Source organism: Mycobacterium sp. UM_CSW, assembly GCF_000455205.1.
In the GTDB taxonomy this organism is placed as follows: Bacteria; Actinomycetota; Actinomycetes; order Mycobacteriales; family Mycobacteriaceae; genus Mycobacterium.
Genome location: NZ_AUWQ01000033.1, coordinates 60,005 through 75,564, shown reverse-complemented (window position 1 = coordinate 75,564; position 15,560 = coordinate 60,005). Strand labels below are relative to the sequence as shown.

General features: G+C 67.3%; 12 protein-coding genes. 6 read left to right on the top strand and 6 right to left on the bottom strand.

Going from position 1 to position 15,560, the window contains the following annotated elements:
• Positions 1–71 precede the first annotated feature (71 nt).
• Complete coding sequence (locus N415_RS13535) at positions 72–1,307, bottom strand: osmoprotectant NAGGN system M42 family peptidase (protein WP_068182267.1); 1,236 nt, start codon at positions 1,305–1,307, stop codon at positions 72–74.
• Between the two features lie 116 nt (positions 1,308–1,423).
• On the opposite strand from N415_RS13535, the gene N415_RS13530 reads away from it, so the two are divergent.
• Both N415_RS13530 and N415_RS13525 read left to right on the top strand, forming a co-directional pair.
• On the top strand, positions 1,424–2,203 hold the full coding sequence (locus tag N415_RS13530; protein ID WP_068182301.1) for a fructosamine kinase family protein: 780 nt from the start codon (positions 1,424–1,426) through the stop codon (positions 2,201–2,203).
• A 102-nt stretch (positions 2,204–2,305) separates the two neighbouring features.
• Positions 2,306–2,896: a cyclic nucleotide-binding domain-containing protein gene (locus tag N415_RS13525; RefSeq protein WP_068182266.1), complete on the top strand. Its 591-nt coding sequence runs from the start codon at positions 2,306–2,308 to the stop codon at positions 2,894–2,896.
• Between the two features lie 15 nt (positions 2,897–2,911).
• On the opposite strand, the gene N415_RS13520 is transcribed toward N415_RS13525, so the two are convergent.
• Entirely contained in the window at positions 2,912–3,109 is a 198-nt protein-coding gene (locus N415_RS13520; RefSeq protein WP_068126821.1) for a hypothetical protein, read from the bottom strand.
• Between the two features lie 304 nt (positions 3,110–3,413).
• The gene (locus tag N415_RS13515; RefSeq protein WP_068182265.1) at positions 3,414–4,292 is read right to left on the bottom strand and encodes a CoA ester lyase; all 879 of its coding nucleotides are present in this window, start codon (positions 4,290–4,292) and stop codon (positions 3,414–3,416) included.
• Positions 4,293–4,382: 90 nt separating this feature from the next.
• Between N415_RS13515 and N415_RS13510 the strand changes: the two genes are divergently transcribed.
• On the top strand, positions 4,383–5,615 hold the full coding sequence (locus tag N415_RS13510) for an alpha/beta fold hydrolase (protein WP_068182263.1): 1,233 nt from the start codon (positions 4,383–4,385) through the stop codon (positions 5,613–5,615).
• Here N415_RS13510 and zwf read toward each other — a convergent pair.
• A complete protein-coding gene (zwf, locus tag N415_RS13505) occupies positions 5,612–7,111 on the bottom strand; it encodes a glucose-6-phosphate dehydrogenase (protein WP_068182261.1) in 1,500 nt (499 codons plus the stop codon). The genes N415_RS13510 and zwf overlap by 4 nt on opposite strands.
• Positions 7,112–7,194: 83 nt before the next feature.
• On the opposite strand from zwf, the gene N415_RS13500 reads away from it, so the two are divergent.
• Positions 7,195–7,380 (top strand): hypothetical protein, encoded by a 186-nt coding sequence (locus N415_RS13500; protein ID WP_068182258.1) that lies wholly within the window; start codon positions 7,195–7,197, stop codon positions 7,378–7,380.
• Positions 7,381–7,388: 8 nt separating this feature from the next.
• Here N415_RS13500 and N415_RS13495 read toward each other — a convergent pair whose 3' ends face one another.
• Entirely contained in the window at positions 7,389–8,858 is a 1,470-nt protein-coding gene (locus tag N415_RS13495) for an FAD-dependent monooxygenase (protein ID WP_239645536.1), read from the bottom strand.
• A 344-nt stretch (positions 8,859–9,202) separates the two neighbouring features.
• On the opposite strand from N415_RS13495, the gene N415_RS13490 reads away from it, so the two are divergent.
• On the top strand, positions 9,203–10,201 hold the full coding sequence (locus N415_RS13490; protein WP_068182294.1) for a GGDEF domain-containing protein: 999 nt from the start codon (positions 9,203–9,205) through the stop codon (positions 10,199–10,201).
• A 391-nt stretch (positions 10,202–10,592) separates the two neighbouring features.
• On the opposite strand, the gene N415_RS13485 is transcribed toward N415_RS13490, so the two are convergent.
• A complete protein-coding gene (locus N415_RS13485; protein WP_068182255.1) occupies positions 10,593–11,831 on the bottom strand; it encodes a cytochrome P450 in 1,239 nt (412 codons plus the stop codon).
• 277 nt (positions 11,832–12,108) lie between these two features.
• Here N415_RS13485 and N415_RS13480 point away from each other — a divergent pair, with 277 nt between their 5' ends.
• Positions 12,109–15,390, top strand: a complete 3,282-nt coding sequence (locus N415_RS13480; RefSeq protein WP_068182288.1) for a LuxR family transcriptional regulator — start codon at positions 12,109–12,111, stop codon at positions 15,388–15,390.
• Positions 15,391–15,560 lie beyond the last annotated feature (170 nt).

The following is a 15,560-nucleotide window of genomic DNA, read 5'->3' as shown; positions in this document are numbered from 1 at the left end:
GACCGCGTGAAACCACCAGGAATTTTCGTGCATAGCACACACAGTCGGCGGATGAGGGCACTGAGACCGCCTCAGGCCTGGGGCCCCTCCGAGGGCGGCCAGTGCGCGCCCGGCGACGCATCGCCGGGTTCGGCGTGCTCGCCACGGGCCAGCGGAACCCATTGCTCTGTCGGCGCGGGCTGCTTCGACGACGGGAAGTCCCGCAGCGGACCCGACGGCTTGGCGTCCCACTTGGCGAAGGTCAGCGGCGTCCGCAGCCAGCAGTGCAGCAGGTTGTAGGCCGCCTCCAGCGAGTCGATGTGGGTGCGCTCCCAGCCGTGGCTGCCATCGACGCCGAAGCCGACCAGCGCGGCCCGGGTGCCCGCCCCCGCCTCGATCGCCGCGGCGGCGTCGGAGCGGTAGTAGCGAAACACGTCCCGCACGAAGGGAATCCCTTGCTCCTCGGCGAGCCGGCACATCCTCCGGGTCAGGTGGTAGTCGAAAGGGCCGTGCATGTCTGCCATCGGGATGGTCACGCCGTCCTCGATCGAGTGCTGGCCGGGCGCGCACACCGCGTTGTCCACCGAGACCAGCTCGGCGACATCCGCGGGCAAGCCGTGGCTGGCGCCGTGGCCGACCTCCTCGGTGATGGTGACCATGATCGTGGTGCGGTGCGGCAACACCACCTTGTTCTCGGAGAAGTTCTTGGCCAGAGCGAGGGCGATCGCGACGCCGGCTTTCCCGTCGAGGTGACGTGAAACGATGAAACCGTCGGCGGTGAGTTCGGGGCTGGTGATCAGCGCGACGAAGTCACCGACGTTCAAGCCCAGTCTGACTAGGTCCTCCCGCGAGGACACCTTGCGGTCGACGCGGACCTCGACGTTGTCCCAGTCGGTGGGTTGCGTGTCGATCTCGTCGCCGAACCTGTGCCCACTTGCCTTGAGCGGCAAGACCGTTCCGGTGATGAACTCGTCGGGGTCGTCGCTGAAAATCCGCACCCGGGCACCCGTGGCGAACCGGGCCGAAAAGGTGCCGACCGGAATCAGCTCGAGGCGGCCGTTTTCCTTGAGGCTGCGCACCATGCAACCGATGGTGTCCGCGTGAACCGCCAGCGCCCGGTCGATGGTCGGGGACTCCCCCGGCAGTTCGGCGGTCAGCGCGCCGCGGCGCGTGAGGGTGAACGGCACCCCGAAGTCGTCGAAGATGTCGCCGATCAGCTGCATCACCGCATCCGTGCGTCCCGCCGGACTCGGGGTCTGCAGTAATGCGAGCAGCGTGTCGATCATCCACGCGCGGTCGGCCTCCGCCATGGCCGCGATCTGGGGCACAGCCTCTCCTTCCCGGTTCGTTCGGAATCCGGGTTCAACCTACCGGTTCGCGCGGGGGCACAAGGGCGCAGCCGCAACTACAGTTGGAGCGCGATGAACGCGTCTGCGGTTACCGGGTGACTGACTTCGTCAAGCGCCGGCCGGGCGCACCCGCCGGCTACTTCGCGTGGGAAGCAGCGGGGCTGCGATGGCTGTCGGGCGTCGCGGGCGGCGTGCCGTGCGCGGCAGTTGTCTCTTTCGGGGCCGACCACCTCACGCTGCGGCGACTGGATTCGGTGAACCCCAGCCCCGAAGCGGCGTACGAATTCGGCAGCCGACTCGCCGTCACACACGACGCGGGCGCATCCGCGTTCGGCGCCGGGCCCGACGACTGGGACGGTCCCGGGTTTTTCGGTCCCTTGTCCGAGCCGCTGCCGATGTCGCTACGGAGCCACCCAAGCTGGGGTGAGTTCTACGCCGAGGAGCGGCTGGTCCCGATGGCCGAAACAGCGGCGCCGCGCCTCGACGCTTCCGTCCGCGCCGCGATCCACGCCGTCGTGGCGCGTTGCCGCGCCGGCGACTACGACTCGGATGACGATTTTCCGGCGCGGCTGCACGGCGATTTGTGGAGCGGCAACGTGATGTGGACACCCGACGGTGTGGTCCTGATCGATCCGGCCGCCCATGCCGGTCACCGCGAGACCGACCTGGCGATGCTCGCTCTGTTCGGCTGCCCGCACTACGACGCGGTCCTCACCGGTTACCAGCGCGTGCGATCGCTGAACCCGGACTGGCGCAACAGGATCGGACTGCACCAGCTTTACCCGCTGCTGGCGCATGTTGCGTTGTTCGGCGGAGGGTATGCCGCCCGCACCCATGCAGCGGCGCGCTCCGCATTGGACGCTCGTTCGACGTAAGCCCATCTGCCGCACCTTTTGCGGCAAATTTGTTTCCGGCGTTGCCGCAAATTGGAGTTAGGCTCCTCGATGTCCGGTCATATCGCAGATTAGGAGCCCGCTATGAAGGTGGATGCGCAGGGACACGAGGAAAAAGACATCCGGCGGCTACGGGAATTCGCCACATTCGACAAGCTTTCGGATAGTGATTTGCGGCGCATTGTCGCGGCGGCACATCACACCTCCACGCACGCGCCCCTGCCACTCATTCACGAGCAGACCCCGTCGGACGCCTGCTACATCCTGCTGACCGGCGAGGCCGGCGTCTATGTCGGCCACGACCGCGTTGCCGTGGTGGGGCCGGGCGAAGTGATCGGCGAATCTGCGCTGCGCCGTGGGAAATTGCGTTCCGCGACCGTCACGACGACCGGGCCGGCCGAGGTGCTGCGCATCGAACGCGACGACCTGGGCCGCTTGCTCGACGAGATGCCGGCACTGCGCGAAACCATGGACGCCACCGCGGCGCGGCACGCGGCCGCAGCCGTCCCCGAGCAGGCGCCGAAGCCAAAGCCGACGCATCGCAGGGTGGACGCGCAGGTCCCGACGGAGTTGGTCGAGCGGTTCGAGCAGGCCGCGGAGGGCGCCGGGGTGCGGGTCTCGGCCGCGCTCGAAGATGCGCTCACCCAGTGGATCGAGCGAAACGGCACAGGGTAGCCGGCAGACGGCCGCCTATGGGTTCACATTCGGGCAGATCTGCTTGATCCAACCGGTGATCGAGTCCCGGTTGGAGTTCAGGTCGGGGTCGTCGGGCCGCGCGCCGACGGTGGTGACGAAGTGCTCGATCGCGGCCTTCACCGGATCGGGCGGACCGTACTTCTCCAGCGTGTCGGCCCACTTGCGCGCGTTTTCCGGTTTCGCCGCCACCATCAAGTTGTCCTTGGCGAACGAAATGTCCAGGCAGGTGGATTGGTCGAGCGGCGCGGACGAGGTGGGTGCCGTCGTCGGCTGGGACGAGGCCGCCGTCGGCGAGCTCGAGGTCGACGCCTCACTCGACGTCGAAGCCGACTGAGTATTGCCGCTCGAGCAGCCCGCGGTGATGACCGCGATGGCGACCATTCCCGCGAGCGCAGTTCCCTTTGGCCGCACCAGACACTCCTTTGTCCGACGATCGATTTGCTGCAGGCACCTTACCGGCAATTCCGCGTCGACGCCGTTTGACGGCCGAATCCGGTTATGCCGATTCCATTTCGGCGATCAGGTCGCCGAGGGCGAGGATCCGCTGGGCGTCGCGCACGTGCAGGCTCTCGATCATCCGGCCGTCGACCGTGATGACGCTGTTCCCCGCGGCTTGGGCCTCTTCGTAGGCCGAGACGATCTTGCGGGCATCGGCCAGCTCCTTGTCCGACGGACCAAACACGTCGTTCGCCGGTCCGATCTGGGATGGGTGGATGAGCGTCTTGCCGTCGAAACCGAACTCCCGGCCTTGCCGGGCCTCGGCCCGGAAGCCGCCCTCGTCGGTGATGTCGTTGAAGACGCCATCCAGGACGACCTTGCCGGCCGCCCTCGCCCCCAACACGGCGAGCGACAGCGCCGTGAGAACCGGCGCCCGGCCGGGCAGGTGCAATCCGTGCAGATCGTTCACCAGATCGTTGGTGCCGACCACCAACGCCGCCAACCGATCGCTGGCCGACGCGATCTCTTCGGCTCGCAAGATGGCCCTGGGCGTCTCGATCATGACCCACAGCTGCACCGACTCCGGCGCGCCTGCCCGGTCGAGCGCGGCGATCAGCGCCCGGACCTGTTCGCCCGTCTCGACCTTCGGCACGAGCACGCTGTCGGCGGCCGAACCGGCCACGGCCGCCAGATCGTCGTCGTGCCAGTCGGTGCCCAAGCCATTGATGCGCACCACGACCTCGCGAGGTCGGTAGGCCCCGGACGAGACGGCGTCGCACACCCGCGAGCGCGAGTCGGCCTTGGCGTCGGGCCCGACGGCGTCCTCCAGGTCGAAAATGAGCACGTCCGCCGGCAGCGTGCGGCCCTTCTCCAGGGCACGGGCGTTATTGCCGGGTAGGTACAGGGCGGATCGGCGCGGGCGCAGCGTCGGTGGCATGTCACGACAGTAGGGCCTTTGGGATAAGCCTCGCCCACAGTGGGAAACCCCCGAATGGGAATCCCAGGTGGGAACAGGGAGGAGCAACTCATGCAGCGAGACGAAATCCGGTCACTCGCTGACTTGGCTGGTGAGGGCACCCGCGTCTTGACCACGCTCGTGCGTGATACGCACAGCGGCATCGCGCGACGCGTGTTCGGCGCCGTCGGACCGGTGTCGAAACCCGTGGAGGTCGTCCACAACACGACCGCCGCGGCGACGTACTACGCCGTCGACCGCGCGATTCGGGGCGCCCTGCGCGCCGCCGGTGAACTGGCCGCCGAGACGCGCGGCAGCGACGAGGACGAGACCGTCGAAGCGAATCCGAGGGTCGCCGGGGTCATCGCCGCGCTCAACGGCATCTACGGCGACGAGCTGACCGACCGCGGAAACGGCTTCGCGCTGACCATGCAGGTGCGCCATCGCGGCAAGCCGGTCGCGATGACCGCCCACGACATCGCGTCGGCGTTCCCGCGGGCGACGGGCCGGATTGCGGTCTTCGTCCACGGCTGGTGCATGACCGAGATGTCGTGGTGGCGACGCCCGCGCGACGGCGAGGAGGTGAAGTCCTACGGCGCGCGGCTGCGCGACGACCTGGGGTTCACCCCGGTTTACCTGCGCTACAACACCGGCCTGCACATCTCCGACAACGGCAAATCGCTCGCTGCCCTGCTGGATCAGCTGCAGGCGCTGTGGCCGGTGCCCGTCGAGGAGATCGCGCTGATCGGTCATTCGATGGGCGGCCTGGTGGTCCGGAGCGCCTGCCACTACGGAACCCAGCATGAGCACGGCTGGCCCGACGCCGTTCGGCACGTCGTCTGCCTCGGCTCCCCGCACCTGGGTGCCGACCTGGAGAAGGGTGTCAACGCCGCCTCGTGGGCGCTGGCCCGCCTGCCCGAAACACGCGCCCTGTCTTCATTTCTCAATGCCCGCAGCTCGGGCACCAAGGATCTGCGGTACGGCGCGCTGCTCGACGAGGACTGGAGCGACTGCGACCCCGACGAGTTCCTGCGGGACCGCTGCAACGAGGTGCCCTTCCTTCCCCACGCCGTCTACCACTTCGTGGCGACCAGCGCGGGCCCGGGCGCGGTCGGGGCGGTGCTTGGCGATCGCCTGGTGCGGCCGCACAGCGCGTCCGGGGTGGGCAAGTCCCGGCAGATTCCGTTCGACCCGGATCACGGGCTGACGCTCACCGGCCTGCACCACTTCGATCTGCTCAACCACGCCGACATCTACGCGAAGTTGCACCACTGGCTCGATCAGCAGGTTCCGTCGGCGGACTAGCCCTTTTTCTCGCGCCACTCCCGCTCGAACGGCAATCGCCAGGCGTTTGGAGCGATCAGCTGGTGAATCGCGTTGGGACCCCATGTGCCCGGCTGGTAGCTCTTCGCCGGCGGTGGGTCGTCGAGCAGCTCCTGCGAACGTTCCCACAACGATTCGATGCCCTCGGCGGTGTTGAACAGCGTGTGGTCGCCGCGCATCGCGTCGAGGATCAGCCGCTCGTAAGCCTCCAGCACGTCGACGACCGTGTCGATCTCTTGCGAGGAGAACTGCATGGACAACTTGTCCAGCTTCATACCGGGGCCCGGCCGCTTGCCGTAGAAGGACAGTGAGACCTTCGAGTTGTCGGCGAGATCGAAGGTGAGGTGGTCGGGACCCTGGGTCCCCACGCCCGACCCCGGCGGAAACATCGTTCGCGGGGCCTCTTTGAAGGCGATCGAGATGATGCGGATGCCCTCGGCCATCTTCTTGCCGGTGCGCAGATAGATCGGCACGCCGGCCCAGCGCCAGTTGTCGATGCCCACCTTGAGCGCGATGAAGGTCTCGGTGTCGGAGTCCTTCGCCACCCCCTTCTCGTCGCGATACCCGCTGTACTGGCCGCGCACCACGTTGGACGGTTTGACCGGCAGCATCGACCGGAACACTTTGTTCTTTTCCTCGCTGATGGCAAAGGGTTCGAGCGCCGTCGGCGGCTCCATCACCACGAACGCCATCACCTGGAAGAGGTGGGTCACCACCATGTCCTTGTACGCGCCGGTGTCCTCGTAGAAGTTGGCCCGCTGATCCAACCCCAGCGCCTCGGGGATGTCGATTTGGATGTGGTCGATGAAGTTGCGGTTCCAGATCGGCTCGAACAGGCCGTTGGCGAAGCGGAACGCCAGGATGTTCTGGGCGGCCTCCTTGCCCAGGAAGTGGTCGATGCGGAAAATCTGGGATTCCTCGAACGTTTCGTGCACGAAGTCGTTGAGCGCCACCGCGCTGGCCAGGTCCGTGCCAAACGGCTTCTCCATGACCACCCGGGAACGGTCGACGAGCTCCGCATCGCGCAGCATGGTGATGACGTCACGCGCCGCCTTCGGCGGAACCGAAAGGTAATGCAGCCGCCGAACGTTGGGTCCCAGCTTGGCTTCAGCTTCGGCGACCGCGGTGGCGAGCGCCCCGGGTCCGGCGCCTTGCGGGACGTAGGTGATGATTTTGGCGAAGTTGGCCCACTGCTCGTCCGTCAGCTTGTGCGTGCCGAACGAATCGATCGCGTTCTTGGCCAGATCACGGAACTCGTCGTCACTCATGTCTTCCAGCGACGTCGCGACGACTTGAATGTCGGGGGCCAGTTCGGACTGATCCAAATAGGCCAGGCCCGGGATCAGCTTGCGCTTGGCGAGGTCCCCCGTCGCACCGAACAGGACGATGACGTGGGGCTCCAGCCGTTCAGTGTCGTGGCGTCGCGGGCGTTTCTCCGGCGCCGGGTAAGAGATCGTTTGCGGTTTCTTGTCGGCCACCCTTGCGATCCTTCCATCGCAGCGCCGTGTGTGCAGCCCCATGTTGGGGTCGATCTGCGCGATTATCAATCGCGGGGCGGGGTATGGAAAGCGACATGACCGGACCCGACCGAGACCAGCTGAGCCACGCCGAGAAGCTGGAAAACATCGTCGACGAGCTCGACGAGAAGGTTGCCAACGAGCGGGAGGACGAAGGTGTCCCCGGCAAGCCCAGCGACCGCGAACGTGACGCCGCGGGGCCCGGCGCGCAGGACGAGCCGCCGGATTAGGCCTCGTCCTAGGTCGCCGCGGGCGGCCCGAGCCAGGCTGTCAGGGCGTCGGCGAGGGGGCGCTCCCCCACCCAGGCAACGTATCCGTCGGGGCGAATCAACACCGCGTCGAGGGCGGCGACCGGGCCAACGTCCGGAAGTTCCCACGCTCCAACGTATTTCGCGTCGAGCAGCGTGACGCGGTCCTCCCAGCCGGCGATGTCGACGGCGCCGGGCTCGCCGAGGTTGAGCAGCACCGGCCGCGCGTTGTGCAGCAGCGCGAAGACCCGCACCGTGCCGTCGGCGGTGACCAGGTCGAGGTCGGGCATCCGACGGCCGAGCAGCGGGTGGCCCTCGCCCAGGTCGTAGTGGATGTCGAGACCGGACATCATCGCCGCGAATCGCTGCCGCGGCTCGGCCATGCTGAGCAGGTCGGAAGTGACCTCTCGCAAGGCCTTTGTGCGGTCGTCCGGGCGAAGCAGCGCCATTTGGGCCATGGCGTTGCGCAGCACGCGCGCAGCCACCGGGTGCCGTTCGGTGTGGTAGCTGTCCAGCAGGCTTTCCGGGGCCGCTCCGTTGACCACCTGGGCCAGCTTCCATCCCAGGTTCACCGCGTCCTGCATGCCGGTGTTGAGACCCTGCCCGCCGATCGGATGGTGCACGTGCGCCGCGTCGCCGGCCAGCAGGATCCGCCCGTCGCGGTAGGTCGCCGCCTGCCGCGCCGCGTCGGTGAACCTGGAAATCCATGCGGGACTGTGGATCCCGTAATCCGTCCCGTACACGGCGATCAACGCCTCACTCAGCTCGCGCAGGGTGGGCTCGCCGGCGGGCCCGACCTGCCGCTCGGTCACCATGACCCGCACCGGCCCCCCGTCCTCCACCATGCTGAGCGAATGGACACCAAGGGCGTCGTGGCGGATACCCCATTCCGGCGCTTCCCCGGCCTCGCATTCCATGTCGACCTCGGCGAGGAGGTAGCTCATCGTGGGTTCCCACCCCGGGAAGTCGATGCCCGCCGATTTGCGGACCGAACTGCGTCCCCCGTCGCACCCGACGACGTATTCCGCGCGCAAGAAGTGGCCGTCGGTGAGCTCGATGTCGACGCCGGTGTCGTCTTGGGCGACGCTCGTCACCTCACGTCCGCGATAGGTCGGCACGTTCAGCTCGTCGACCCAGCCGGCCAGGATGCGCTCGATGTGGATTTGCCACAGCGCGAGCCCGTAGGGGTGCCGGGTGGGAAAGTCGCTGATGTCCAACCGAATCTGGGAAAACCCGGCGACCTGTGCCACTTGGCCCTCGGAAAGGAAACGATCAGCGATGCCGCGCTGATCGAGGACCTCGATGGTGCGCGCATGCAAGCCCCCCGCCCGCGCCCCGATCAGCTCCTGGCTGGCGCGCCGCTCCACGATGGCCACGTCGACGCCCGCCAACGCCAGCTCGCCCGCCAGCATCAGCCCGGTCGGGCCTCCCCCGACGACTGCCACCGCGTGGTCGGCCATTGGTTCCCTCAACACACTCATCTCGCCCCCCGAGTCGGTCCGCTTTCGCTTCGACCAGCGATTTTGCGGCATGACCCCGGTCTTGCCGCAAGCCCCCGGGTGCGTAATATGTTGAAGTGGGACGGATTAAAAGCCGCCCCTTCTTTTTGCATCCGATCTGGGTTTTCGATAAACCATCAACGGTCTCCTGGGATCTGAACTACGGTTCAGACGAATGGCGGTTGCGCGCTCGCAAAATGGCGGTGAAATAATCGGCCGCGCGTCCGCATCGGCGCATCTGACCAGAGAGTGACGGGATGGGTCTACGCCTCGCAGGCCCCGTGGGCCACCCCCGCCGATACAAGCTGCGGTTGCGAGCCGACTCCGGAAGCGGTTTTTACGGCAAACACCAGGTCCGGCTGCTGCGAATCTACTTGGGCACCACGACATTCCTGTTCGCCTACGGCGTGCTGTTCACCACCGTGATTCCGCTTCACCCCGACCGTCCCCGGGGGCATCCGGTCGGCGGCATCGTGGCGATCGTCCTGGGTATCGCGGCGCTGGCCTGGCTGGCCGTGCGGCCCGACAAAACCGGGCCTGCGACGGCCGTGGCCATCGTGGCCACGCCGATCGTGATGGCCTTCCACATCGCGATCATCGCCGAGTTCGTCTGCCTGATCGCGCCGATGTTTCTGGCGATGTACCTGCGCGCGTTCTACTCGCCGCGCCGCGGCATGGTCCTGGTGGGCGTGCTCGCCCTGGCCTGCGTTGCCGGCCTGGCGGTCTCGCGCACCGCCACGCTCGGCATCGATTACCTCATTTTTGTGATCGCGATCGTCGGCGCCGCGGAGTCGTTCGGCTTGGTGACACGGACGTTGGTCGACGCGGCGTGCACCGATCCACTCACGGGGTCGCTCAACCGCGCCGGTTGGGAAATCGCCACCGCCGACCTGCTGGCGCGATCGCGTTCGACTTCCACCGTCATTACCGTCATCGCGCTGGACATCGACAACTTCAAACGCATCAACGACACCGACGGGCACGTCGCCGGCGACCAGCACCTGATCAGCCGAGCGACCGCGTGGCGAAACGCGGCTCCCCCCAACGCCATTCTGGCCAGGCTCGGCGGCGACGAGTTCGCCGTGTGCATCGCCGAGCGCCCAGGCCCCGGTCCGAGGGCGGCCGAGCAATTCGTGGCCGCCGTGCGGCTACAGACCCCGGGCACGAGCGTCGGGACCGCATCGGCCGGCGGAGCGAGCGCCAACGTCGCCGTGCTGTGGGCGGTCGCCGACGCGAATCTGTACACCGCCAAACAGAACAGGATTCCGCAGCGCCGGGATCCCGATCTGCGCCACGCGCTGTAGACCCGACTTGGCTGAAATTGGTGGCTCTTCGCAAATGAGAGTGCACTGGTAGTCGGCGGAGATCCGCGGTCGGGGGTCGTGTCGTTGCGATGGGGCGGCTCGGTGGGTTGAGCATTCGGGGTCCTACACTCGCCCACCAACGCGTCGGGGTGACCCGTATCTGGGCGTCCGCCGTGTGGTGCAGTTGACACGTCGTGCGCCCGATGGAATTGGGGGTAACTCTGATTGATGGCAGCGGGAGGAGAGCAAACAGTCGGCAGCCGTCCATGTTGACATGATCCGAAGTGAAGTGGGGCAAACCGCTGCGGGCGCTAGTTGCATCCATTAGGTGCTGCCGGTGGACGCAGCTGTGCCGCGCCACGACGACTTCAGCTGTTGGGTCAGCGTTGGCTTAGCAGGTGGAGTTGAATGCGATCGGCAGGGTGATGGGTCCTCCCAGCGCTGAGACTGGTTTCCATGGGGCTGGACCGGTGCGCCGGGCGTTGGGCATGCGCTGTGTCATGACCGCTAGGGCTTGGGTCAATTCGAGGCGCGCGAGATTGGCTCCGAGGCAGTAGTGCACGCCGCTGCCGAATGTCTGGATCGGTGGGGCGCCCCGGCGCCTGAGGTCGAGGCGGTCGGGGTCGGCGCAGACGGCGGGATCCCGGTTGGCTGCACCGGTATTGACGACAACGATCGTGCCGGCGGCGATTTTCACGCCCGCGAGTTCGACATCCTCAACGGCCGTGCGCAACGTGACGAACGTCGTCGGCGAATGGCGGATGAGCTCCTCAACGGCATCGGCCGCCAGCTCTGGATGCCGGCTCAGCAACGCCCACTGTTCGGGGTGATCGCACAGGACATGTACGGCCGCACTCAATTGGAGGCGGGTGGTGTCGGTGCCCGCTAACAACAGGGCAGCGACAAGCATGCGCAGTTCGTCGCCGCTAAGGCGGTCGCCGTCGTCTTCGGCGCGGATCAACTCGGAGATCAGGTCGTCGGTCAAGCCACGGCGACGATGCGCAACCATGTCGTCGATGTAGGCGTCCAGGCCGTCCCAAGCGGTCAGGATGTCCGGCGTGGCCTTGGCCGCATCCCAGCTGAAGGCCTTCAAGATGTCATCGGTCCAGTCGGAGAACAGTTCCCAGTCTTCCGGTGGCGCGCCGAGTAGCGAGCAGATCACCGGAATCGGGTATTGGCGGGCGATGTCGGTGACCACGTCGCAATGCCCGCGGGCGCTGACGCTGTCCACCAGGCCGGTGATGACGTCGACGATCGTCGTACGTAGCCGGGCCGTCGCCTTGGGTGTGAAGGCCCTACTTACCAGCCGGCGCAGCCGGTGGTGGTCGTCGCCGTCGAGGCTGAGGATGTTGGCGGCGACGCGGTCCCATAGCGGGCCCGAGGTGATGCCTTGGGTGGCAAGGAACATCCCTTGCGGTACCCGGAAGCGGGAGTCGCGCAGCACCGTGTGCACGAGCTCGTAGGTCAGCAGCTCAGGGCCGTACGGGCCGATTGCAATCGGCGCCTTCGTGCGGGCGGCGCTGATGATGGCGTGCGCGTCGTCGGGGTGCTGAGCATGTTGGTAATCGATTGTGGGCAGGCCGGCATCGAAGACACTCGGGCAGCTCGATCCATCAACGGTCACGGTCATGGGTGGTCCTCCTCGATCGGGTGTCCTGAATTTCACTGACTCGACCGTGGCGTTTTTGCAGCGTCAGATCATCGGGGAGAACTCGTAACTGAAGGGGGCGGGCCGGGTCGGCACGCGTCGCCTGGTGTTTTTGCCCAGCATTGCCGCGCTGGCGGCGGCACGCTGTGTTCACCGAATCGACTGCTCAGTGCCGTTGGGATACGGGATTTCCCTGATGTTTGCGGCTCGGTGCCCCGAGATGCTGGCTAGCATGACCGAAACTGATCCACGCGCGGCGATGCCGCCGGTGAACTGGAGTGAGTTGGGCGTGGGCGAGCTGCCAACCGGGACGGTGACGCTGCTGCTCGCCGATATCGAAGGTTCGACGGGGTTGTGGGACACCCAAGCGGAGGCGATGACGGCCGCCATCGAACGCCTGGACCGCACCCTGGCCGAGCTGCTCGCCGTGCACGGCGGGGTGCGGCCGGTCGAGCAGGGTGAGGGCGACAGCTTCGTGGTCGCGTTCGCCCGAGCGACCGAGGCCACGGCGTGTGCCTTGGAGTTGCAGCGGGCGCCGCTGGCTCCGATCCGATTGCGCATCGGCGTGCACACCGGCGAGGTCCAATTGCGCGACGAGAGCAACTATGTCGGGCCAACCATCAATCGGACGGCGCGGCTGCGCGACCTGGCCCACGGCGGCCAGACGGTGCTCTCGGGTACCACCGAGGATTTGGTCATCGATGCGCTTCCGCCTAATGCATGGCTGACCGATCTCGGCCGCCACGAACTGCGCGGTGTTGCCCGTCCCGAGCGGGTGGCGCAGCTGTGTCACCCCGACATCCGCAACGAATTTCCGCCGCTACGGGTGCCCAAACCCGTTGCCGCGGAACGGTTGCCGACGCAGCTCACGAGCTTCATCGGCCGCGACGCGCAGATCAACGATGTACGTCAGATTCTCGCGGCGAGTCGGTTGGTGACCTTGACCGGGGCGGGCGGCGTGGGTAAGACCCGGCTGGCCATCCAGGTCGCCGGGCAGCTAGCCACCGAGTTTGGCGACGGCGCATGGTATGTCGACCTTGCCCCGATTACCGATCCCAACCTGGTGGCGGTCGCGATGGCAAACGCCCTCGGCCAGGCGGATCAGCCGGGTCGGTCCAGCACCGACACGCTCACGCGGGCCGTGGGCGAGCGTCGCATGTTGGTGGTGCTGGACAACTGTGAGCACGTGTTGGAGGCGGTTGCGGCGCTGACCAGCTCGCTGCTGCGCGCCTGCCCAGAACTAACGCTGTTGGCGACCAGTCGTGAGCCGATCGGGGTGGCCGGCGAGGTGACCTGGCAGGTGCCGTCGCTGTCGTTGGACGACGAGGCCATCGAGCTTTTCGTTGACCGGGCCCGCCTGGTGCGACCCGATTTCATCGTCACCGACGGCAACGCCGCCACCGTGACTGAGATCTGCCGGCGCCTCGATGGCATCCCGCTGGCGATCGAACTTGCCGCGGCGCGAGTACGCGCCTTGTCGGTGACCGAGATCGTTGACAGCCTGCATGACCGCTTCCGGCTGCTGACCGGCGGTGGGCGGACCGCGGTGCGGCGCCAGCAGACCCTGCGCGCCTCGGTCGACTGGTCGCACGCGCTGTTGACCGAACCCGAACACGTGTTATTTCGCCGGCTGGCGGTGTTCATGGGCGGTTTCGACCTCGAGGCGGCTCAAGCGGTCACCGCCAGTGGTGACGTGGAGCGCTACCAGGTGCTCGATCAGCTCACCCTGCTCATCGACAAATCGCTCGTGGTGGCCGAAGACCGACGCGGTCGGACGCGCTACCGGCTGCTGGAGACGGTGCGCCAGTACGCACTGGAAAAGCTCGGCGAATCCGGCGAGGCCGACGACGTGCGGGCGCGCCACCGCGACCACTACACCTCCCTGGGCGCCCTGCTCGGCACCCCAGGGCAAGCTGGCCGCGAGGCGCGTATCGAGCAGGCCGAAACCGAGATCGACAACCTGCGGGCCGCGTTCGCGTGGAGTCGCGAAAACTCCGACATCGAGCTCGCATTGCAGCTCGTGTCGTCGCTGCAGCCGCTGTGGCTAGGGCGGGGCCGCATCCAGGAAGGGCTGGGCTGGTTCGACGCCGTCCTCAGCGACGACACCGCGCACGGCATCGAGGTCGCGGCCGGGGTACGGGCGCGGGCGCTGGCCGACAAGGCCGCGCTCGCCACCCAGGTCGTCGCCGTCGACCTCGATCAGGCCGAAGAAGCCCTGGCGATCGCGCGGGAGATTGGCGACTCGGCCCTGGTGGCCCGGGCGCTGACCGCCTGCGGAGGTATCGCCGTCTTCAACACCGAGGTGGCCGCCCGCTACCTCGCTGAGGCAAGCGAACTGGCCCGGGGCCTCGGCGACCGAGGGATGTTGAGCGAGATCCTCGGCTTTCAGGCGTACGCCGCGTTCATCGCGGGTGACCCGATCGCGGCGCGCGCGGCCGGTGAAGAGGGGCGCGACCTCGCCGACGCGATCGGTGACCGGCCGGCCGCGTTTCGCTGTCGCTGGTCCCTCGGTTTGGCGCTATGGATCCAGGGCGAGCTGTCCCTGGCCGTCGCGCAGTTGCGGGAGGCGGCTGCCGACGCTGAGACCAATCAGGACGTGGTCGGCAGGGCGGCCATGCTGTTCTGCCAGGGCCAGGCGTTGGCGTACCAGGGTGACACGACGGCGGCCCGAGCCGCGGCCGCCGCGGCGATCGACGCCGCCGCCGATATTGGGGGGTTCCTCGAGGGCTTTACCTACGCGGCGTTGGCTGTCGCGACTCTGGCGGCGGGGGACGTAGCAGCCGCGGCCGATGCGAGCGAGGCGGCCTCGCAGCGGATGAGTGCCGAGCTGAGGGTAGTGAATGTCAACCCGATAGCGCAGGTTGCGCTGGCGCGGGGTGATCTGATCGCGGCGCGCCGCTGGGCCGATGATGCCGTCTCGATGATGCGGGGCTGGCATCTAGCGGTGGCGCTGACGACGCGTGCGCGCGTTGCGATCGCACGAGGTGAGCCGGAACTGGCCGAACGTGACGCCCACGACGCACTCTCCTGCGCAGCCGGCGTCGAGGCACACCTGGGCATTCCGGATGCCCTGGAGTGCCTGGGTGCGCTGGTCGGCGCTGCCGAGAGCCACCGCGAAGCGGCACGGCTGTTCGGCGCAGCGGACGCCCTCCGGCAACGCATGGGCGCCGTCCGGTTCAAGATCTATGACGCCGAGCACGACGCCGCGGTCGCCACGCTTCGTAATGCATTGGGCGAAGCCGACTTCGAGTCCGCATGGGCCGAGGGTGCAGAACTGTCCGCCGACGAAGCGATCGCCTACGCCCAGCGCGGCCGCGGCGAACGCAAACGCCCGTCCACCGGCTGGGCCTCGCTGACCCCCGCCGAACTCGACGTCGTCAAGCTCATCAGTGAGGGCTTGGGAAACAAAGACATCGCCACAAGGCTTTTCATATCACCACGCACCGTCGAAACCCACCTCACCCACGTCTACACCAAGCTCGGCCTAGCCTCGCGCCTCCAACTTGCCCAAGAGGCAGCGCGTCAAATCGGCTATTCATGAACGAGAGTTCAGTTGCCGGCAGATTTCCGCGTGACCGTCTCGTGTCGTCGGGCTGAGGCGGGGTGTCGGTGGGTGGCGACGCAGGCTCCCTCTACGCGACAGATGCGGTCGAAGACATGACTCCATCATCACAGCCAGGTCCGACAAGTTTTCGGCCAAGCGGGACAACG